The following is a 20699-nucleotide window of genomic DNA, read 5'->3' on the forward strand; positions in this document are numbered from 1 at the left end:
GTGGTCTGGTCTTGTTTCTTCCCACGCAAACCCTTAAGCCGTCTCAGCGCTGTCCAAAGTGTGATGCGATTCACAAGGAGTGGGCAGACCTGAGTAATCGCTACCATGTCTGCCCTGCTTGTGGTTTTGCGATAGAGAGGGACAGGGGGACGGTGATGATACTGTACAACGTTGCCACTAATCAGCAACCGGGGTTGGGAACCCGCCTCGTGAGTCTTGGATGCTTCAGCTCTACTTCACAGACCCGGTACACGGGATCAATGAAGCAACTGGGGCAGAGGAAGAGACAAAAATCTCGCCGTAAAGCGGATGGGGAAACCCCACCCGCCTGCGCGGTGGGGTAGTTCATCTATCACGAAGTTCTTTCCTTTTCGTGCTCAAGTCGGGGCTGACAAGAGTAGTTACGATGTTCTCATCCAGGGGAGCCGCGGAGTTGTCTCGATGGGCCAGGAGATTGCCTCCTTCAGCTTTGGCGCAGAGGACTTTGCCGAGTTCAAAGCTCGGCTGCAGCAGGAGACAGATCTGCTGGACCGCTGGCTGGCCGCCGCGCCGGGGCTGGATCCCGCCTGTCAGCCTTTTGCCCAGGGATCCCCGGTGGGAGGGTTCGAGCTGGAGGCTTGGCTGGTGACTCCTCAGGGGGATCCGGCCCCGATCAACTCAGCCTACCTGGAGGCCGTAAACAACTCGCTGGTGGTGCCGGAACTGGCCCGCTTCAACATCGAGATCAACGGCCGGCCTCAGGTCTTGGTCGGTTCGGCTCTGCGGCAGTTGCAGCAAGAGCTGGAACAGACCTGGGATCGCTGCTGCCGAGTGGCCGAGCAACTGCAGGCAGGGCTGATGATGATCGGCATTTTGCCCACGCTGCAGCAGCAGCAGCTCACTTTGGAGATGATCTCCCCCCGCAAGCGCTACCTGGCCCTCAACGAGCAGATCCTAAACCTGCACCGGCGCGAGCAACCCTCGGGGATCCCGCCCCTGGGGCTGGCGATCGCAGGGCCTGCCGCCCGGCTACGCGTCACCCACCCAAACGTCATGCTGGAGGCAGCCACCACCTCTTTTCAAATCCATCTGCAGGTGTCGCCCCACCAGGCAGCCCGCTACTTCAACGCTTCCCTGCTCGTATCGGCCCCCTTGGTAGCCCTGGCAGCCAATTCTCCCTATCTGTTTGGGCACGACCTGTGGGCGGAAACCCGCATCCCGGTGTTTGAGCAGGCGTTGGATGGCCCACCCCCCCTCGCCCCTACCCACCAAGCTCGCGTTACCTTCGGGCAAGGCTATGTCCAGGAATCCCTAATGGAGCTGTTTTGGGAAAATCTGCACCGCTACCCGGTGGTGTTGCCGCAAAGGTTAGCCGCTGCCCCCTCGGAGCTGGCCCACCTGCGTCTGCACAACGGCACCATCTGGCGCTGGAACCGCCCCCTCATCGGCTTGGAGCCCATTCCCCACCTGCGCATCGAACAGCGGGTGGCTGCAGCAGGCCCCACCCTGCCGGACATGATCGCCAATGCGGCCTTTTACTTTGGCCTGGTGCAAGCTCTGGGATCCCGACCTCTTCCCCCGGAGCAGGAGCTGAGCTTTGCCCAGTGCCGCGTCAATTTTTATACGGCCGCCCGCTTCGGCCTCGAGGCCCCCATCACCTGGCTCAACGGTTGGCAGGGATCCCTGCGCCAATTGTTGCTGCAAGAGCTGCTCCCGCAAGCAGAGGCGGGCTTGGCGCAACTGGACTTGGCGCCCCAGGACATCCAGGAGTACCTGGGCATTCTCCGCGGCCGTGTCGAGTCGGGGCAGAATGGGGCCACCTGGCAGCGCCGCTACGTGGCTCGGCATGGTAAAGATATGCAACAATTGACCTGTGCCTACTGGGAACGGCAGCGGCAAGGTCAGCCGGTACACACCTGGGATCTCGGCTAGGGAAGCCGTCTCCCCATAGTTGCCGGCGGGGGGGATAGGTCACCGCTTGGGCATGCCTGCATCGGAAGGGATGCCTTCTCAAAGGTCAGGGCGGCGACCTAATCCACAAGCACGACAGCCAGTTGTTTACCTCCAGCTAAGGATGAGACAGTTCGCTACCCCAATCTCCATCTCCCCTCTCCCGTTGGGAGAGGGGCTGGGGGTGAGGGCCTATTTCCCGGATCCCCTTTGTCCTTAAGCAGCCAAAAGGTTTGCGTTGAGGTGCTTGCCCAAAAAACCGTATGCTCACTGTTCTCGATCACCTGCCGGAGCAACTCCTAGATTTAGAGGCCCATCAACTCTACGACCGATTGGGCGGGCCAACCCTCATCCATCTGGCAGGACGACGGGATCCCCCCTTGTTTGTGTCCGTCCTGCTGCACGGCAACGAGGTCACCGGCTGGCAGGCGGTGCGACAGCTTCTGCGCCGCTACGTCCAGCGGGAACTGCCCCGTTCCCTGTCCCTTTTCATCGGCAATGTGTGGGCTGCTCGCCAAGGACAACGGCGGCTAGACGGCCAACCGGACTACAACCGCATCTGGGGCCCCGGCTCCACCCCCGAACACGCCATGGCCCAGGCCGTCCTGCAGCAGATGCAGCAGCGGGGCGTGTTTGCCAGCGTCGATATTCACAACAACACCGGCACCAACCCCCACTACGCCTGTGTCAACTACTTAGATGCTTCTACCCTGCACCTGGCCACCCTGTTTGGGCGCACCGTCCTCTACTTCACCAAACCGGAAGGGGTACAGAGCATGGCCTTTGGTCGCTTCTGGCCGGCGGTAACCCTGGAATGTGGCAAGCCGGATCAGCCCCACGGCACCCAACATGCCCGCGAATTTCTGGAAGCCTGCCTGCACCTGTCAGCAATCCCTCAGCGCCCCGTCCTTAGCCAGGATATCGACCTGTTCCACAGCGTTGCCATCGTCAAGATCCCAGACGAGGTGAGCTTCAGCTTTGGGGAAGAGGCGGACGACCCACACCTGCGCTTTCCCCCCGATTTGGATCTCTTCAATTTCCGGGAGCTCCCTCCCCACACCCGCATCGGCTGGACGAGCAACGGCTTTCACCTCGACGTGCAAGACGAGCAGGGCCAAAATGTGGCCGATCGCTTCTTCTACGCCCAAGATGGCGAAATTCGCACCCGCGTGCCCATTATGCCGAGCATGCTCACCCTCAACAGCCGCATCATCCGCCAAGACTGCCTCTGCTACTTGATGGAGCGCTACCCTCTGGCCGCTATCGCCCCCCCCTCAGACAAAAGACCCCGGCTGTTGTAGAAAATCCAGCTCTGCGGCTGTAGAGGGGCGACCGAGAACGGCATTGCGATGGGGGAAGTTGTTGATCAAACCCCTGGGCCACCCAAAGCCAAGGGATCCGTTGCAACGGCAGGGGGAGTGCCGCGAAACCCATTGCGGGGAAACCAGAGAACTCCGTCTCGCTGCGAGGGATGGCAGGTACGCTAACGTGAGACAGAATCCTCAAAACTGCCAACTGAGCACACGGGATCCCTATGTTGCGCCTGCTGCGGATCGAGAACTTTGCCCTGATCGAGCACTTGGAGATTCCCTTTCGGGCGGGGCTGAACGTGCTGACCGGAGAAACGGGCGCGGGCAAGTCCATCATTCTCGACGCCCTGGATGCCGCCCTAGGCGGGCCGGCGCGAGCCCTGCGCAGCGGCAGCGAGCGAGGTCTGGTGGAAGCGGTTTTCCATCTCAATCCCGAGCTGGCAGCCTGGCTAGAACAAGAACAAATCGACCCCCTAGAGGAGGGCTTGGTCTGTAGCCGCGAACTGCTGTTGCGCAACGGCAAACTCACCAGTCGTTCGCGGGTGAATGGGGTGCTGGTGAACAAAGCCCAGATGCTCAGCCTGCGCTCCCAATTGGTGGAGATCACCGCCCAGGGGCAAACGGTTCAAATCCAATCTCCGCAAACCCAGCGCCGTTGGCTGGACGATTTTGGCGGCGAAAAGCTGCTGCGAACACGCGCAGAAGTGGCCGCCCTCTACCAAACTTGGAACTATCTGAAAACAGAGACAGAATCCCGCCGGCAAAACCAGCAACTGCGCCTGCAACGGCTAGACCTGCTGCAGTTGCAAGCGCAAGAACTGCTCGCCCTGCGGCTGGAGGATCCCGACGAGCTGGCCAAACTGGAGCGGGAGCGGGATCGCCTGGCCCACCGGGTGGAGCTGCAGCAGCAAAGTTACGCAGCCCACCAACTGCTCTACCAAAATGACAGCGGCTCACCGGCCATCGCCGACCTGTTGGGCCAGGCCGAACGGTTACTGCAAGCTATGACCCAGCGGGATCCCGACCTGGCCCCTCTGGCCGAAATGCTCAGCAGCGCCCTCATTCAGGTAGAGGAGGTGGGGCGAGAGCTGCTGCGCTACGGCGAGACGCTGGAGGCGGATCCCGGTCGGTTGAATAAAATTGAACGGCGCCTTGCCCAACTCCGACAAGCCTGCCGCAAATACGGCCCCACCTTGGCCGAGGTGATGGCCCATGCGGAGCGGGTGCAGGCCGAGTTGGCCCAACTGCGAGGCGACAACACCGACCTGGAGGAATGGCAGGCACGGCTGGACAAAGCTGCCCAAGACTTGGAGTGCCATTGCCGAGTGCTCTCCCAACTGCGCCACCAGGCGGCCCGCCAACTGGAAGAGGCCCTTCTTGAGGAGCTCAAGCTGCTGGGGATGGGCGCAGTGCAATTCCAGGTGCGGATCCAACCCGGCCCCCCGACGGCAGAAGGGGTGGATCAGGTGAGCTTCTGGTTCAGCCCCAACCCGGGTGAGCCCCTACAGCCTCTGGCCAGCATCGCCTCCGGCGGCGAGATGAGCCGTTTTTTGCTGGCCCTGAAAGCCGTATTCAGCCGCATCGATCCGGTGACCACCATGGTTTTTGACGAGATCGATGCCGGTGTGTCCGGCAAAGTGGCCCAAGCCATCGCCACCCAGTTGCACAGCATCGCCCAAGATCACCAGATCCTCTGCGTCACCCACCAGCCCCTGATCGCTGCCTTGGCAGATCACCACCTGCGGGTTTACAAGGTGGTGCAGCAAAAACGAACTTCTGTGCGGGTGGAACTGCTAGGAGAACGGGAACGCCGCGAAGAATTGGCCCAACTGGCCGCCGGCCACTCCGCCCAAGAAGCGATGACCTTTGTAGAGGCTCTCCTCAAGCAAGCGGCTCAACTGCGCCAGCCCCGCCTAGCTCCCCTCTCCCTCGGGGAGAGGGGCTGGGGGTGAGGGTGGATCCCCTCGGGGAGAGGGGCTGGGGGTGAGGGTGGATCCCCTCGGGGAGAGGGGCTGGGGGTGGTCGCGTGAGCGGCGCGGAGCGCTTGGGCCTCAACCGCCCAAAAACAGCTCCAGCACCTCGGGATTGTTCAACAGGTTGGGGCCGGTGTCCTCGAAGCGGTTTTCTCCCATAGATAAGACGTAGCCCCAGTCCGCCATCTGCAGGGCCTGCTTAGCATTCTGCTCCACCATGAGGATGCTGACGCCAAGGCGGTTGATCTGCCGCAGGAGGGCAAAGGTCTGCTCGATGTACAGGGGCGACAGGCCGGCTGTCGGCTCATCCAGCAACAACAACTGTGGCTCTGCCATCAACGCTCGTCCCATAGCCAGCATCTGCCGCTGTCCGCCCGACAGGGATCCCGCCACCTGGCGCCGCTTCTCTTGCAGGGGCGGAAACAGCTCATAAACCCGCTCCAGTTGGGCGGCATAGCCATCGCGTCGGATGAAGGCCCCCATCTCCAAGTTTTCCTGCACGGTGAGGGAAGGAAAGACGTTGTTGGTTTGGGGCACAAAGCCGATCCCCCGTCGCACCAGTTGCTCGGCAGGGAGATGCGTGATGTCGGATCCCTGAAACAGCACCCGGCCTGTGCGGATGGTGGCTAGGCCAAACAAAGATTTCAGTACCGTCGATTTGCCCGCTCCGTTGGGGCCGATGATCACCACGATTTGGCCAGGGTTCACCTTCAAGTGGATCCCTTTGAGGATGTCCACCCCCCGGTAGCCACCGTAGAGATCTTGGATGTCCAGCAAAGGGGTCATGAGAGGGATCCCTCCGAAGGCAGAGAAGAGGGTTTGGATGGACTCAGGGAGTCGGCCAGCGCCACCGATCCCAGATAGGCCTCCCGCACGGCTGGGTTTTGTTTAATCTCCTCCATGGATCCCTGGGTCAACACCCTGCCGGCGGCCATAACTACCACGTGGTCACAGAGACGGGTTACCAGATCCAAGTCGTGCTCGATGATGCAGAAGGTACAGCCGCGCTCGCGGTTGAGATACTCGATAAAGCGCATCAGATCCGCCAGCAACGTGCGGTTGACGCCGGCCCCCGGTTCGTCCAGTAGGATCACCCGCGCATCGGCCATGAGGGTGCGCCCCAGTTCCAGCAGCTTCTTCTGCCCACCGGAAAGGGTGACGGCCAGTTGATCCCGCAGATGGATGAGGTTGAGCCGTTGCAAAACCTCTTCGGCCCGAGCTTGCAGGTTGCGTTCTTGTCGTTGCACCTGCCGCCAGCGGAACCAGGCATTGAACAGGTTCTCCCCCACCTGTTGGGGCGGGACGACCATCAAGTTCTCCAGGACGGTCATGCGGCCAAACTCGCGCGGGATCTGAAAGGTGCGCACCAGGCCGCGCCGGAACAGATGGTGGGGGGGCAGGCCGGTGATGTCTTCCCCATCCAGCCAGATGCGTCCGCTACTGGGCCGAACGAACCCGGCGATGATGTTGAAAAGCGTGGTTTTCCCGGCCCCATTGGGGCCGATCAAGCCCGTGATCCGACCGGTTTCAATGCGGAAGGAACAGTGATCTACCGCGCTGATGCCGCCAAACCGTTTGGAGATGTCGTCGATAACAATCACGCTGCCCGATGAGTTCAGTATTTCAATATAATGAGCCCAATTGCCGAGTTTGCTTATTATCCTTCCCGGATCCCTCTGGGAGCAACTGCCCTTGGAGGTCGCAGCCAACCCTGCGGCAGCTAGGGAACGGGCGAGATACTGAGTCTGGCCCGCTTGTTTTCTGGAGCCATCTTTTTTGAGGGAGTGGGGAACGCTTTGAGGCGAGCCAACGTCTAACTGCTACAATTCAACACTTGGCTTTTGGGATCTGAGTTCTACTTTCTCTTGCCTCACAGGAGGTTGTTGGTTATGTCTCGCATGCACAAACTCACCCGACGCGCCTTTGCGGCGGCGGCTGCCCTGACGGCGGCTGCTCTGGCCACCACTTTGCTGCCCGGCACGGCCCAGCAGGCTGCTCAAACGCCGGTCAAGATTGGGGCTCTGCTGTCTTTGACAGGAGATCTGCAGGCCTATGGAGAAAATTGCCTCAAGGGCATCAAGCTGGCCCTCGACCAGATCAACGCTGCCGGTGGCATTTTGGGATCCCCTGCTCAGGTAGTGGAGGCCGATGACCAGACCTCGGCCCAGCCGGCTATCGACGCCGCTCAGCGGCTGGTGAATGTGGAGAAGGTAGCCGGTATTATCGGTGCCCTGGGCAGCGGCATCACCATCCCGGTGGCCACCACGGTGACAGCTCCCAACAAGATCCCGCAAATTTCCCCGGCTTCCACCGCTCCCACCATCACCACCCTAGAGGACAGCGATTTTCTGTTTCGCACCGTTCCTTCTGATGCTTTCCAAGGGGTAGCCCTAGCCCAGGTTACCCGCGAAGAGAATCTAGAGCGGCTGGCGGTCATCTACATCAACAACGACTACGGTAAGGGGCTGGCCGACAGCTTTAAGGCGGCCTTTGAAAAGCAGGGCGGCAAGATCACCAAAGCTGTTCCCTACGATCCCGGCAAGGCCTCCTACCGCAGCGAGCTGACCCAACTGAAGGAAGGGGATCCCCAGGCGTTGGTGCTGATCGGCTACCCCGAAAACGGCGTGGTCATCCTGCGGCAAGCTTTGGAAGAAGGGCTATTCGACCGCTTTGTCTTCACCGATGGCATGCGCTCTCCCGATCTGGCAGCCCAGGTGGGAGCCGATAAGCTAGAGGGATCCATCGGCACCTCGCCCCAGGCCCTCACCGACAGCAAAGCCTACCAGATCTTTGCCGACGCCTACAAAGCTGCCTACGGGGAGCTGCCTCCCACCCCCTACATCGACACCGCCTATGATGCCGCCTTCCTCTTAGCTTTGGCCATCCAAAAAGCCGGCAGCACCGATGGCACTGCCGTTCGCGATGCCTTGCGCCAAGTGGCCAATCCCCCCGGCACCGAGATCTTGCCCGGCGAGTGGGCCAAGGCGGTGGAGCTGCTGAAGCAAGGGGAGGATATCAACTACACCGGCGCTTCCGGCTCGCTGGACTTCGACGAGAAGGGGGATGTGGCTGGAACCTTTGCCCACTGGACTTTCCAAGGGGGGAAGGTAGTCGATCTGAAAGTGTTTGAGCCGGGGAGCTAATTTCCTTTGGGGGTTTTCTAACGGTTAAGTTCAGTCAAATAAGCAACAGGGGCCTGCAAGGAGCACTCTTTGCAGGCTTTTTTGCGGCAAGTCAACAGAGCCTTCTGGACAAAACAGGCTAAAGTGTCGGCATCCTGGCGTCTTGTGGAGAATCCTCAATGTTGCCCACCCAACTTGTCGCTGCAATGGCAGCCCTGCTCAGCTTCGGGTTTGCTCCAGCCGCCCTAGCCCAGATCCCCCACCTTGAGCAGACGGCACTCCCAAACGACAGCGCCACCCCTCTACAAAGCAATGTCCTACAAAACATCGTCTTCGTCGTGCCCAACGCCCCAATGCAGCACTACGCTGGCAGGTGGGGTTGGCGCAGCAGCCCCTCACCGCCCCCTGCCCCCATCACAATCCTTATCCTCAACTCCCAAGCCAACCTGTCCGCCGAGGCAGCCGAGCCGCAGACCTGTGGCCAGCGCTGCCAGGGATCCCTGCGCCTGCCGTAAAGAAGAGGCGGCTGCTTGCACTTCAGACTGCCCAAGCCCGCAATCCGGCTCGCGGCAATGCTCGGATCCGCAGGGATGGGGGTTGATATAATTCAGGGCAATTGTCCACCGCTGGGCGGCAGAGGGTTTTAGTGCAATCTTGGCCCAGCTTTCCAATCTTTGTGGTGTGCGAGGGATCCCTATGAATTGTTCCAGGCAACTCTGCCCTTGGCTAGCTTCAGCCCTGACCTGTGGGATGGTGCTACACACCGCTGCAGCTTGGGCACAGCCCCAACCCGGCACCCTGGATCTGCGCACCGGTGGCGATGCCCCCGCCCAACCCACCCCCACACCTACCCCCGCCGCCGGCGAGCCAGAAGTTGAAGTTTTGGTGGCAGAAGTGGTGGTCGAGGGTACCGACGACCCAGAGCTGATCGAGCAGGTTTACAAAGTTATCCGTACCCGCGCCGGCGAGGTCTCCACTCGTTCCCAACTCCGGGAAGACATCAACGCCGTGTTTGCCACCGGTTTTTTTGCCGATGTGCGGGCGGTGCCTTCCGATACGCCTCTGGGGGTGCGAGTTACCTTTGAAGTCAAGCCCAACCCCACCCTCAAAGCCGTGCGCACGGAAGGGGCAAAAGTTTTGGATCCGGAGGTGCTCCAGAAGGCCTTTGCCGACCAAGAAGGGCGGGTGCTCAACTTTGGCAAGCTGCAGGCAGCAGTGGCCGAGATTGAGCAGTGGTATGCCGACAAGGGCTACGTGCTGGCCAAAGTGACAGATGTGCGCTCCTCCGAAGATGGCACTCTCACCCTGGAAATTGCCGAAGGGGAGATCGAGGATATTCGCGTGCAGGGCAACACCAAAACCCGCGACTTCATCATCACCCGCGAGCTGAAGTCCAAGCCAGGGGATGTGTTCAACCGCAACCAAATCCAGGAAGACCTGCAGGCGGTTTTCAACCTCAACCTCTTTCAGGATGTAAATGTGGGGCTCAACCCCGGCCAGGATCCCGACAAGGTGGTGGTGGTGGTGAACGTGGAAGAGCGCCGCACGGGCACCTTGAGCGGCACCATCGGCGTCAGCTCGGCCACAGGGGTCTTTGCCGGCCTCAGCGTCTCCGAGGAAAACCTGGGCGGCAACAACCAGAGCGCCAGCTTCAATGTGCAGTTGGGCACCAACGAAACTCTGTTTGATTTGAACTTCACCGACCCGCGCATTGCCACGCTGGAGATCCCCACCTCCTACAACGTCAACATCTCCAACCAGCAGAGCTCCAGCTTTGTTTTCAACGAGGGATTGACCTTGCCCAACGGGGATCCCGTGCGCATCAACCGGCTGGGCGGCAGCGTCACCTTCTCGCGTCCCATTGGGGGCAATTGGCGGGCCAGCTTGGGCACCCGCATCCAATTTGTGGAAGCCCGCAACAGCAACGGCGAGCAGGAGCGCTTTGATGTGCTGGGCAACCCGATTACCTTCAGCGCCAGCGGCCAAGACAGCTACACCACCCTGCGGTTCGGCCTCGTCAACGACAGCCGCGACAACCCCAACAGCCCCAGCCAGGGATCCGTCTTTCGCATCTCCAGCGAACAGTCGGTACGTCTTTTCGAGAATGGCCTCAACGCCAACCGCCTCGAGACTAGCTACAGCCAGTTCATTCCCGTCAAACTGTTCGAGACCCGCAGCGAACGACCGCAGGTGCTGGCCTTTGACGTGCGGGCGGGCACCACAATTGGCGACTTGGCTCCCTACGACGCTTTCCCCATCGGCGGGGGCAGCTCGGTGCGGGGATTTTTTGAGGGTGGCGTCGGCTCCGGTCGCAGCTTTGCCACGGCGACGGCGGAGTTGCGCTTTCCCCTTTTCGACCCGGTGGGGGCGGTGGTCTTCGCCGACTACGGCACCGATCTGGGCAGCGGCGCGGCGGTCATCGGCAATCCTGCGGCGGTGCGCAACAAGCCGGGCAGCGGTTTGGGGCTGGGGGCCGGTATCCGCATCCAATCTCCCCTGGGGCCGCTGCGCATCGACTACGCAATCGGGCAAGGGGAGGCCGGCCAGGCCCAACTGCACTTTGGCATTGGCGAGAAGTTCTAGCTTGGCGGTGGATCTGCTGCCGGCTTGCTATGGTGGGAGCAAGTGCTCGTGAGGGAAGCAACCGATGAAACGGCAACTTGGCCAATCGTTCCGCGGCGGATCTTGGGTACTCTTGCTCTGCGTCAGCCTAGCCCTGGCAGGGTGTGGGCCGTTGGCGCGGCTGGGCATCGGCACAACCCCCATCGCCCAGATCGAACAAAATCCTTCCCGCTACACCAATGTGTACGTCCGCGGTCGTGTGGTCAATCAAATAGGCGTGTTTGGCCAGGGCGTGTACGAGATCCAAGACAACAGCGGCTCCCTCTGGGTCATCACCGACAGGGGCCTGCCGGCCATGAACAGCACCGTAACCGTGCGCGGCAAGGCCCAAGAGGGCATCGTGCTGGGGGGACGCAGCTTCGGGGTCTCGTTGGTGGAAGCAGAGCGCTTCTAGCTGGCCCCCAAAGCCAGCATGGAGACGCGGCCCGCCAAAGTTTTGGCAATTTGCCGCAGGGCTTGGGCCGAAGCCGATTCGGGCTGGCCGACCACAATCGGCTGACCCGCATCTCCCCCTTGGCGCAGGGCAATCTCCAACGGGATCCGCCCCAGCAGTGGGATCCCCAGCTCGCGGGCCGTAGTTTCTCCGCCGGCTGAGCCGAAGATATCGTACTGGCGATCCGGTAGGTCAGGTGGAATGAAGTAGCTCATGTTCTCTACAATGCCGAGAATGGGCACCCCTAACTGGCGAAACATGTTCAAGCCCTTGCGGCTATCCAGCAGGGCCACCGACTGCGGCGTAGTGACGATCACAGCTCCCGCCAGCGGCACCGCCTGCACCAGGGTCAGTTGCGCATCCCCGGTGCCGGGGGGCATGTCCACGATGAGATAGTCCAGCTCCCCCCACTGCACCTGGTAGAGGAATTGCCGGATGACGCCGTTGAGCATCGGCCCCCGCCAGATCACCGGCTGATCCCGCCCCACCAAGAGACCCATCGACACCATCTTGACGCCGTAGTTCTCCAGGGGGAAGATGTCCTCGCCGCCGTCTTCCCGCTTGCGCACCAACAGAGACTGATCCTGCAACCCCAGCATCAGCGGCACATTGGGGCCGTAGATATCGGCATCCAGCAGCCCCACCCGCGCTCCGCTCTGGGCCAGGGCAACCGCCACATTCACCGATACTGAGGTTTTGCCCACCCCCCCCTTGCCGCTGGAGATGGCGATGATGTTGCGCACGCCGGGGACAGACTGGCGATCCGGCAGGGAGGGCGAGCGGGGAGTTTCTGCTGTAACCGTGACCTCGATGGTTTCAACGGGAGCCAGGCGGCGGATGGCAGCCTTGCACTCCTCGACGATGAATTCCCGCAAGGGGCAGGCCGGTGTCGTCAGCACCAGGGTAAAGGCCACCCGCTCCGGCTCGACGCGAATGTCGCGGATCATGTTCAGTTCCACCAGGCTGCGGCGCAGCTCCGGATCTTGAACCGGGCGCAACGCCTCAAGGATGGCGGCAGCATCGAGGGTGGAGGTGGTCATGGCATCAAAAATGAAGTAACGGCTCTATTTTTCACTCTAATCGGTTTTTCTCCAGGGTCTTCGCCCGCTGGCAGGACAGTTGCGAAACTGTCTGCCAACGCTGGCCCTCTGTAGCCGACTGGCCTAGGCTGGCTCTGGCCGACGGAGGAGGGCAATGGTGCAAGCGCTGATTGCGGGAGTCGGTTTGTGGTTGGGACTGACGTTCTTGGCCCAGTTGATCCCTCTGCTGGAAAAGAGAGGCTCCTGCCGCCCCTCAAGCTGGGATGAGCCCACTCCCTCCCACGAGCTGCAGCCCACCTCGGCCTGGGATCCCTCCTGCCGCTACTTTTCTCGCTCACCCTATCTGCCCTGTGCTGTCAACCCCCTAGGATCCTGTCGCTGCCCTCATTACGTCGCGCCTCCAACCGCTGGGGAAAAAGAATAAGCTGGAGTCTGTGCCCGTGCCGATGTTCCAGGAAAAGGGTGGGTGGAGCCGGGCAAAAGTATGGAAATTCGTCCTGCCACGCCTGAGGATGTGCCTGTTCTGTTTGATCTCATCTGCGCTTTGGCCGAGTACGAGCACCTGAGCCACCTGGTAACGGGATCCGCCGAGCTGCTGCAACAGCATCTGTTTGGCCCCGAAGCCTTTGCCTCGGCCTTGTTGGCAGAAGTGGGGGGGCAAGCGGTGGGGTTTGCCCTCTACTTTCGCAACTTTTCCACCTTCCTCACCCGACCGGGGATCTACCTGGAAGACTTGTTTGTGCTGCCGGAGTTTCGCGGCAGGGGCATTGGCAAGGCGCTCTTGGCGCGGGTGGCCCAGGAGGCAGTGGCCAAAGGATATGGGCGGCTGGAGTGGATGGTTTTGGACTGGAACCAGCCAGCAATTGAGTTCTACCGGCGCCTGGGTGCCAAGCCACATCCGGAGTGGATCCTGCACCGCGTGGTGGGTGCTGAGCTGGAAGCTTTGGCTCGGCTGGCCGAGGATCCCTACCCCTCTTGAGCAAGAGATCCCAGGGATCCCTGCGCGAAAGGGGGATCCAGACCTCTATACTTAGCGGCTGAGCCGAGGTTGAGCCGAGCATGAGCCCAACGCAAACCGTCACTCCCCAGGGGGCTGAGATCCTCTGCATTGGCACAGAGCTACTCTTGGGGGAGATTACCAACACCAACGCCCAATACCTAGCAGCCGAGCTGGCCAAGCTGGGGATCCCGCACTACTACCAAACGGTGGTGGGGGACAACGAAGCCCGCATCCACCATGCTTTGGAGGTGGCCTGCAACCGCTCCAGCCTGCTTTTAATTACAGGAGGGCTGGGACCGACCCCGGATGATCTGACCCACGCGGCACTGGCCTCTTTTTTCGGCGTGGAGATGGTGGAGCACCCGCAGGTTTGGGAGGAGATTCTGCGAAAGTACGGCCAGCGAGGTATGGAGCCCTCGCCCAGTAACCGCAAGCAGGCCTTTTTGCCTCAGGGGGCAACCGTCCTGCCCAACCCCCTGGGCAGCGCCTGTGGCCTCATCTGGCAGCCCCGGCCCGACCTGCACATTCTCACCTTCCCCGGCGTGCCGCGGGAGATGCAGCAGATGTGGCAGGAGACGGCTGTGCCCTATTTGCGCTCCCTGGGCTGGGGCAAGGAAGTGTTTTACAGCCGCGTGTTGCGCTACTGGGGCATTCCTGAATCGACCTTGGCCGAACGGGTGGGATCCCTGCTGGCGGGGGAAAATCCCACCGTGGCTCCCTACGCCAGCCAGGGGGAGGTGCGCCTGCGGGTTACCGGACGCGCCCCCACGCGCGAGGCGGCGGAAGCATTGATTGCCCCGGTGGTGGAGCAGATTTTACAGATTTCCGGGGAAGACTACTTCGGCAGCGACGAGGCCACCTTGGCCAGCGTGGTGGGGGAGTTGCTGCTGCAGCGGCGGCAAACCCTGGCGGTGGCGGAATCCTGCACCGGTGGCCTGCTGGGGCAGTTGGTAACCGGGATCCCGGGCAGCTCCCGCTATTTTGTTGGGGGGATCGTTGCCTACGACAACCGCATCAAGGAGCAGCTCTTGCGGGTGGATCCCGCGGCGCTGCAGCAGCAGGGGGCCGTGAGCGAGCCGGTGGCGGCCCAGATGGCGCTGGGGGCCAAGCAAGTCCTCGGCTCCGACTGGGCCTTGAGCATCACCGGCATTGCCGGGCCAGACGGGGGTACCCCCACCAAGCCGGTCGGCCTTGTGTATCTGGGCTTGGCCGACCCGGAGGGGAACGTGGAAGTCCACGAGTACCGCTTCGGCAGCTTGCGGGGCCGCGAGGGGGTGCGCTGGTGGAGCGCCCAGACGGCGCTGGATTGCCTGCGGCGGTGCTTGCTCCGCTACCCCCTTTCGGGGGATCCACCTCAGCAAGGCCAGATCCTTGAGTAAGCTGGGGGAGCAGGCAGATCTCAGAGCAGGCTGATGATCCCCGATGCCCTTCAGGCCGGCAGGGAGGCGCTGCAGCAGGGCCGTTTCCAAGAAGCCGTCCAACTGCTAGAAGCCTACTTGGCGCAGTCCCGCCAGCAGGGCGGAGCAGCAGCGATCCCGGCAGACGCATCCGACAGCCAGGCCCTGGAGGCCCAGATGAACCTGGTGCGGGCCTACCATCTGGCGGGCGAGGCGGAGAAGGCGCGGGCGCTTTGTCTGGAACTGCTGCAGCACCCGGATCCCCAGGCGCGAGGCTGGGCCCAAAAAATCCTGCCCCGCCTGCCCCAAACGGTGGAAAAACCCGCTGCTTCCCCGCCCTCCCCAGAACCGGCTCCTGAAGCTCAGCCGCTCTCCAGCCGCCAACGGGCCGGTCAACTGGGCCTGAAGATCCCCCTGCCGGAGCGGGCCGGTTCTCTACGCTGGGCCAAGTGGGGATCCCTGGGGGTGGGCATCCTCTTCCTCTGGTGGCTGAGTTTTGTGCTGGTGGGCGCTCACCTAGATTTCGGACGGCTGAGTTTTCCGCGGCAACTTTGGTTTTTGCAAGGGTTGCTGCCCTGGCTGCGCAATGGCCTGCGCTGGTTGGTAGCCGGCAGCCTGGCGGTCAACTTTGGCGTCGGCCTTTTGTTTTTTGCCCCCTGGCTGATGGATCACCTGCACCGGCGGCTGCACAAGCTGCGCTGGACCACCTTGGGGGAAATTGAGCGCCACAGTCCCGAGGCGGCCCGCCTGCTGCAGCGCCTCTGCGCCCAAAAACAACTGAAACAACCCCGCCTAGGGGTGATCCCGGAAGGGGGGCCGCTGGCTTTTGTTTACGGCACTCTTCCCGACGGCGGCCGCATCGTGGTCACCCAGGCCCTGTTGCAGCAGCTTGCCCCGGATGAGATTGCCGCCGTCTATGCCCAAGCCCTGGGGCGCATCGTCAACGGCGACATCCTGGTTATGACCCTGCTGGGATCCCCCCTTCAACTGGTTTACTTGGCTCTGGAGCAGGTGAGCCAACTGGGGAACAAACGGCGGGATCTCATCGGCCATGTGGCCCCCCTGCTCTACCTGATCTACACAGTGCTTTCCTACCCGCTGTTTTTCCTCTCTCGCCTGGGCACCTACCACGCCGATCACTTTGCGGTGGAGGTCACGGGCAACCCCAACGGGCTGGTGGCCGCTCTGCTCAAGTCGGCTGCCGGCCTGCAGGAGGCCCACAAAAACGACCGCCGCCCATCTTCGCTGCTGCACTGCACCCGACTGTTCAGCCTCCTGGACTTCAAAACCACCGCCGCTGCCAGTGCAGCCAGCCGTCTCCGGGATCCCGCCCAGGCCGGCCAAGTCTTTCTCTGGGATCAGCTCAACCCCTGGGCCCGCTGGATGCAGGTCAACTCCAGTCATCCGTTGCCGGGGCACCGCTTCCAGGTTTTGGCGGAATATGCGCAACGGCTGCGCCTGGCGCCGGAGCTGGGCTTGGGCAGGCCAAAGGGGGGAGCAGCTCCTCTGCCAGCTCGCTTCTGGCTGGATCTGGCCATTTACGCTGCCGAAGTGGTCGGGATCCCCGTCGGTTGGCTGGTGGGGCTGATCCTCTACCTGCTGCTGCAAGATCGCCTCGATCCCAAAGTCATTGCTGCGGCAGCGGTAGTGGGCTATGGGGCGGGACTGTGGGCCAAAGCAGGACTGATGTACCGCGGAGCCTTTTTGCCCCAGCCGACCGATGTGCTCCAGTTGCTGGCTGACCCTGAGGCGGATCCCTGCCGTGGCCAGCCGGTGGAGCTGGAAGGAGAGCTGCTGGGCTTGGGACAAGCCGGCTATCAACTGGGGGCGGAGCCGAAGCTGCAAGATGCCACCGGGCTGATCCCGCTGCACTTTACCTCTCCCCTGGGACCGGTGGGCAATGTCTTTTCCGGCCTAAAGCGGCTCCGCGGCCTCATGGGCCGGCGGGTCAAGGTGGTGGGCTGGTTCCGCCGCGGCAACACCGCCTGGGTGGATCTGGCCTATGTGCAAGTGGGATCCGACCGGCTCCACAGCCGTCCCCGCCTGTGGCTGGCTTTGTTGGGTTTGGGAGTTGTCTTGCTGGGGATTTGGGGGGCCTTCTATTTCCCCAACCTGCGCTTCTACCTGCGACGGTGGTAGCCGACCACTAGCGACGAGAGGCCGTCAACTGCGCCTTGCGCAGCCGCACCGACTGGGGCGTGATCTCCACCAGCTCGTCCTCGCCGATGTACTCCAGCGCCCGCTCCAGGTTCATCTCCACCGGCGCCTGCAAATGCACCAGCTCTTCCCCGCTGGCAGCCCGGTGGTTGGTCAGTTGCTTGGTTTTGCAGACGTTCAACTCCAAGTCCTGTGGACGGTTGTGCTCGCCCACGATCATACCCTTGTAGACGCGGGTACCTGGCGTAATGAAGAACACCCCGCGGTCTTCCGCATTTTTCAGGGCGTAGCTGGTGGCCACCCCTTCTTCAAAGGCGATCAGCACCCCGTTGCGGCGCATTTCCATTTCAGAGGTCAGGGGGCGATACTCCAAAAAGCTGTGGCTCATGATCCCCTCGCCGCGGGTGATGCGGACGAACTCGCTGCGGAAGCCGATCAGCCCTCGGGCCGGGATGACAAACTCCAACTGGGCCCGCCCGTCCGCGCCCACCATCAGGTTCTGCATCTCCCCCCGCCGCTGCCCCAGCCGTTCAATGCAGGCGCCCACCGTCGATTCCGGCACATCCAGCACCAAACACTCATAGGGCTCGTAGGGTTGGCCGTTAACCTCGCGGAAGATCACCTTCGGCTGCCCCACCTGAAACTCGTAGCCCTCCCGCCGCATGGTCTCCAGCAAAATGCCCAGGTGCAGCTCGCCCCGCCCCGACACCAAAAAGCGATCCGGGGAATCTGTCTCTTCCACCCGCAGCGCCACGTTGGTTTCCAGCTCCCGCAGCAGGCGCTCCCGCAATTGCCGCGAAGTAACAAAGGTGCCCTCTTGGCCGGCAAAGGGAGAGTCGTTGACGCAGATCATCACCTGCAGCGTCGGCTCATCCACCTTGATCAGCGGCAAAGCCTGCGGGTTCTCGGGAGAGGTGAGGGTGTGGCCGATGTTGGCCTCGGCAAACCCCGCCACGGCGACGATGTGGCCGGCAGTAGCCTCGGTGAGCTCGACGCGCTGCAGGCCCTGGAAGCCAAAGAGCTTGGTTACCTTGCCCTTGACGATCGACCCATCTTCTTTGACCACCGCCAACTGATCCCCAAGGCGGATGGTGCCGTTGTGGATCTTGCCGATCACGATCCGACCCAGGTATTCCGAGTACTCCAGCGTGGTAACCTGCAGTTGTAACGGCTTGGCCGGATCCCCAATCGGCGGCGGGACATGCTTGAGGATGGCTTCAAAGAGGGGCTTCATGTCCAGCGGGCCGCTGTACCTTCCTTCCAGAAAAGCTTTCAGGTCAGCTTCTTCCAAGGCAAAGCCCCGCAGCCCCGAAGCAAAGAGGTAGGGAAAGTCGCACTGGTCTTCGTCGGCCCCCAGCTCCAAAAACAGATCCAGCACCTTGTCGATGGCTTTGTAGGGCTCGGCACGAGGCCGATCGATTTTGTTGACCACCACGATCGGGCGCAGGCCCTTTTCCAACGCCTTGCGCAGCACAAAGCGGGTTTGCGGCATCGGGCCTTCGTTGGCGTCCACGATCAACAAGCAGCCCTCCACCATGCCCAGCACCCGCTCCACCTCTCCGCCGAAGTCGGCGTGGCCGGGGGTATCGACAATATTGATCAGGGTTTCGCCGTAGCGGACGGCTGTGTTCTTGGCCAGGATGGTGATGCCCCGCTCTCGCTCCAGGGCATTGAAGTCCAGCACGCAGGTGGGAATGTCCTCTCCCTCCCGAAAGGTGCCTGCCTGGCGCAACAGGGCGTCCACAAGGGTGGTTTTGCCGTGGTCAACGTGGGCGATGATGGCGACGTTGCGGATGGGGAGTGACATAAGAAATAATCAACTCATAAAGTAGCGCCCTACAGGCGAGCTTGCCCTAGGGCTGCTTCTATAACTGTAGCGCAAAGAAGCGTTACATTAAGAAATAGGGGAGCAACAGAGCGAACTCCCCCACCGACGCCGACAGGCCCTCCTCAGGGGATCCTGTCAACTGCGCCGGCAACCGGCCTAGGTTGCCTACATATCCGCGCCGCGTAGGTAGAGCAGCAGGATAACCGCCGGCCCTGCCAGAACGATCAAGGCCAGCAGCGCCAGCTGCACGAACACTTCGTACTGTCCGAACATACCCCCAACTCCCAGAGCTTACGTTTTGTATCCTAAGGGCAGCCCTTCCCCTGAGATGAGAGAGCTGTTACAATTCTTTAATATTTGACACTGCCCAGGGATCCCTAGCGTTCCTGCTGCGCCTGAAACGGCATGGGATCGAGGTTAAACAGCTCCTGCAGGATTTGCATAGCCCTGCGCCGCGCCTCGATGTCCCGCTTGGCCCGCAGCTGCACCATGGGATCGTGCAGGATCTTGTTGACGATGCCGCGGGTGAGGGCGTCGATCACCTCCAGGTGCTTTTCGGCAAAGTCTTTGCCTAGGCGGGAGAGGGCTTTTTCCATCTCCTGCTCGCGGATAGACTCCACCTTGTGGCGCAGGCTGGAAATGGTGGGCACCGTCTCCAGAGAGCGCCACCACTCCATAAACTGCTCCACCTCTTCTTCCACCAAGTCTTCGGCATCCCGGGCCAGCTTTTGCCGCTGGGCGCGGTTTTCTTCCACAATGCGGGAGAGGTGATCCACGTTGAACACCTGTACCCCTCTTAGCTTTTCCACGTCGGGATCAATGTTGCGGGGCACCGAGATATCCACCAACAGCAGCGGCTGATTCGTCTGCAGCACCCCCGCCAGTTGCTCGTAGGTGAGGATCGGCTGGGTGGCGCCAGTGCTGGTGAAGACCAGGTTGGACTCGGCCACACTGCTCAACAGCGCCTCCCAGGGCAACACCTGGATCGGCTGCTCAAATTGTTTGGCCAGGGCCTCGGCTCGCTCCAAGGAGCGGTTGATCACGGTAATATCCACCGCCCCTTTGGCCAGGAGGTGCTGCACCAACAGGCGGGCCATCCTCCCTGCTCCCACCACGGTCACCTTGCCCTGGGAAAGGGATCCCTGCTCCTGCAAGGCCAACTCCACCGCTGCCGAGCTGATGGACATGGCGCCGGTGCCGATCCCCGTCTCGGTGCGGATGCGCTTGCCGGCGGTGATGGCCGCCTTGAAGAGGCGGTTGAGGATGCGATCCATGCCGTTGCAGGCTTGCCCCAGTTGCTGCGCTTTTTTCACTTGCGACAGGATCTGCCCCTCTCCCAACACCAAGCTGTCCAGCCCGGCGGCCACCCGCACCAGGTGCGTCACCGCATCTTGGTAGAGCAGCGTAAACAGGTGCGGGCGCAGTTGGGGCAGCGGGATCCCTTTTGCCTCCGCCAAAAACTGCATCGTCTGCTGGACACCGCTTTCCATTTCTGGGGTGACAATGTAGACTTCCAGCCGGTTACAGGTGCTGAGGATCGCCGCTTCCTCAATGTGGGGGTGGGCACGGAGCTGCTGGATCCTCTCTCCCACCTCGGCCTCGGAAATGCTGAGGCGCTCCCGGATCTCCACAGGAGCTGTGCGATGGCTAAGACCGACAACCGCGATAAACATGCCTCTCCGTCGTCTGTACAGCAACAGTTATTAAAAGCAAAATCTCTGAACAAAAGCAAATCATCCCTTTTCGGGAAGGTTGAGCTGAGACCGGTGTCAAGGCAGTTCCTTGTCTCGGTTCCAGCAAGCTTAGGTAACTTTTCTCAGCCTACCTAAACCCTAAGACCAGTATCGAACCGGTTTCGCAGGATTTTGCTGAAGAGTTATTACGTTTT

19 protein-coding genes are annotated in these 20699 nt (G+C 61.7%); 12 read left to right on the forward strand and 7 right to left on the reverse strand.

What is annotated here, in order from left to right; genetic code table 11:
* Nucleotides 1-11: 11 nt before the first annotated feature.
* From NW826_RS01785 to NW826_RS01795, 3 genes are all read left to right on the forward strand, one after another.
* Complete coding sequence (locus NW826_RS01785) at nt 12-344, forward strand: zinc ribbon domain-containing protein (protein ID WP_414509310.1); 333 nt, start codon at nt 12-14, stop codon at nt 342-344.
* A gap of 97 nt (nt 345-441) precedes the next feature.
* Nucleotides 442-1911, forward strand: coding sequence for a glutamate-cysteine ligase family protein (locus tag NW826_RS01790; RefSeq protein WP_414509286.1), 1470 nt, complete (start codon nt 442-444; stop codon nt 1909-1911).
* A 281-nt stretch (nt 1912-2192) separates the two neighbouring features.
* Complete coding sequence (locus NW826_RS01795) at nt 2193-3230, forward strand: M14 family metallopeptidase (RefSeq protein WP_414335657.1); 1038 nt, start codon at nt 2193-2195, stop codon at nt 3228-3230.
* Here NW826_RS01795 and NW826_RS01800 read toward each other — a convergent pair.
* On the reverse strand, nt 3204-3299 hold the full coding sequence (locus NW826_RS01800; protein ID WP_414335655.1) for a DUF924 family protein: 96 nt from the start codon (nt 3297-3299) through the stop codon (nt 3204-3206). The genes NW826_RS01795 and NW826_RS01800 overlap by 27 nt on opposite strands.
* Nucleotides 3300-3463: 164 nt before the next feature.
* Between NW826_RS01800 and recN the strand changes: the two genes are divergently transcribed.
* On the forward strand, nt 3464-5191 hold the full coding sequence (recN, locus tag NW826_RS01805; RefSeq protein WP_414335653.1) for a DNA repair protein RecN: 1728 nt from the start codon (nt 3464-3466) through the stop codon (nt 5189-5191).
* Nucleotides 5192-5290: 99 nt separating this feature from the next.
* Here the strand turns inward: recN and NW826_RS01810 are convergent, their stop codons facing one another.
* Both NW826_RS01810 and NW826_RS01815 read right to left on the reverse strand, forming a co-directional pair.
* Nucleotides 5291-5998, reverse strand: coding sequence for an ABC transporter ATP-binding protein (locus tag NW826_RS01810; protein WP_414509287.1), 708 nt, complete (start codon nt 5996-5998; stop codon nt 5291-5293).
* Nucleotides 5995-6813: an ABC transporter ATP-binding protein gene (locus tag NW826_RS01815; RefSeq protein WP_414335650.1), complete on the reverse strand. Its 819-nt coding sequence runs from the start codon at nt 6811-6813 to the stop codon at nt 5995-5997. Before NW826_RS01815 ends, NW826_RS01810 begins: the two co-directional genes overlap by 4 nt.
* 288 nt (nt 6814-7101) lie before the next feature.
* Between NW826_RS01815 and NW826_RS01820 the strand changes: the two genes are divergently transcribed.
* The 4 genes from NW826_RS01820 to NW826_RS01835 all read left to right on the forward strand — a co-directional run bounded on the left by NW826_RS01820 (nt 7102) and on the right by NW826_RS01835 (nt 11350).
* Nucleotides 7102-8355, forward strand: a complete 1254-nt coding sequence (locus NW826_RS01820) for an ABC transporter substrate-binding protein (RefSeq protein WP_414335648.1) — start codon at nt 7102-7104, stop codon at nt 8353-8355.
* Between the two features lie 158 nt (nt 8356-8513).
* Complete coding sequence (locus NW826_RS01825) at nt 8514-8849, forward strand: hypothetical protein (protein ID WP_414509288.1); 336 nt, start codon at nt 8514-8516, stop codon at nt 8847-8849.
* A gap of 181 nt (nt 8850-9030) precedes the next feature.
* A complete protein-coding gene (locus NW826_RS01830; RefSeq protein WP_414509289.1) occupies nt 9031-10917 on the forward strand; it encodes a BamA/TamA family outer membrane protein in 1887 nt (628 codons plus the stop codon).
* A 64-nt stretch (nt 10918-10981) separates the two neighbouring features.
* Nucleotides 10982-11350 (forward strand): hypothetical protein, encoded by a 369-nt coding sequence (locus tag NW826_RS01835; protein ID WP_414336073.1) that lies wholly within the window; start codon nt 10982-10984, stop codon nt 11348-11350.
* On the opposite strand, the gene NW826_RS01840 is transcribed toward NW826_RS01835, so the two are convergent.
* The gene (locus tag NW826_RS01840; protein ID WP_414509290.1) at nt 11347-12429 is read right to left on the reverse strand and encodes an Mrp/NBP35 family ATP-binding protein; all 1083 of its coding nucleotides are present in this window, start codon (nt 12427-12429) and stop codon (nt 11347-11349) included. The two genes, NW826_RS01835 and NW826_RS01840, sit on opposite strands and share 4 nt — an antisense overlap.
* Before the next feature lie 154 nt (nt 12430-12583).
* Here NW826_RS01840 and NW826_RS01845 point away from each other — a divergent pair, with 154 nt between their 5' ends.
* The 4 genes from NW826_RS01845 (at nt 12584) to NW826_RS01860 (ending at nt 16965) form a co-directional block, all read left to right on the forward strand.
* Nucleotides 12584-12853, forward strand: a complete 270-nt coding sequence (locus tag NW826_RS01845) for a DUF6464 family protein (RefSeq protein WP_414509291.1) — start codon at nt 12584-12586, stop codon at nt 12851-12853.
* 60 nt (nt 12854-12913) lie between these two features.
* Complete coding sequence (locus NW826_RS01850) at nt 12914-13408, forward strand: N-acetyltransferase family protein (protein ID WP_414338073.1); 495 nt, start codon at nt 12914-12916, stop codon at nt 13406-13408.
* Nucleotides 13409-13488: 80 nt separating this feature from the next.
* A complete protein-coding gene (locus tag NW826_RS01855; protein ID WP_414509292.1) occupies nt 13489-14808 on the forward strand; it encodes a competence/damage-inducible protein A in 1320 nt (439 codons plus the stop codon).
* Between the two features lie 33 nt (nt 14809-14841).
* Complete coding sequence (locus NW826_RS01860; protein ID WP_414509293.1) at nt 14842-16965, forward strand: M48 family metalloprotease; 2124 nt, start codon at nt 14842-14844, stop codon at nt 16963-16965.
* Nucleotides 16966-16972: 7 nt separating this feature from the next.
* Here NW826_RS01860 and typA read toward each other — a convergent pair whose 3' ends face one another.
* The 3 genes from typA to NW826_RS01875 all read right to left on the reverse strand — a co-directional run bounded on the left by typA (nt 16973) and on the right by NW826_RS01875 (nt 20484).
* Nucleotides 16973-18790 (reverse strand): translational GTPase TypA, encoded by a 1818-nt coding sequence (gene typA, locus NW826_RS01865; protein ID WP_414509294.1) that lies wholly within the window; start codon nt 18788-18790, stop codon nt 16973-16975.
* A 186-nt stretch (nt 18791-18976) separates the two neighbouring features.
* Nucleotides 18977-19084, reverse strand: a complete 108-nt coding sequence (gene psb30, locus NW826_RS01870) for a photosystem II reaction center protein Ycf12/Psb30 (protein ID WP_011433833.1) — start codon at nt 19082-19084, stop codon at nt 18977-18979.
* A gap of 104 nt (nt 19085-19188) precedes the next feature.
* On the reverse strand, nt 19189-20484 hold the full coding sequence (locus tag NW826_RS01875; protein WP_414509295.1) for a glutamyl-tRNA reductase: 1296 nt from the start codon (nt 20482-20484) through the stop codon (nt 19189-19191).
* Nucleotides 20485-20699 lie beyond the last annotated feature (215 nt).

This window comes from Synechococcus sp. OH20, from assembly GCF_047502685.1.
Taxonomy (GTDB): domain Bacteria; phylum Cyanobacteriota; class Cyanobacteriia; order Thermostichales; family Thermostichaceae; genus Thermostichus.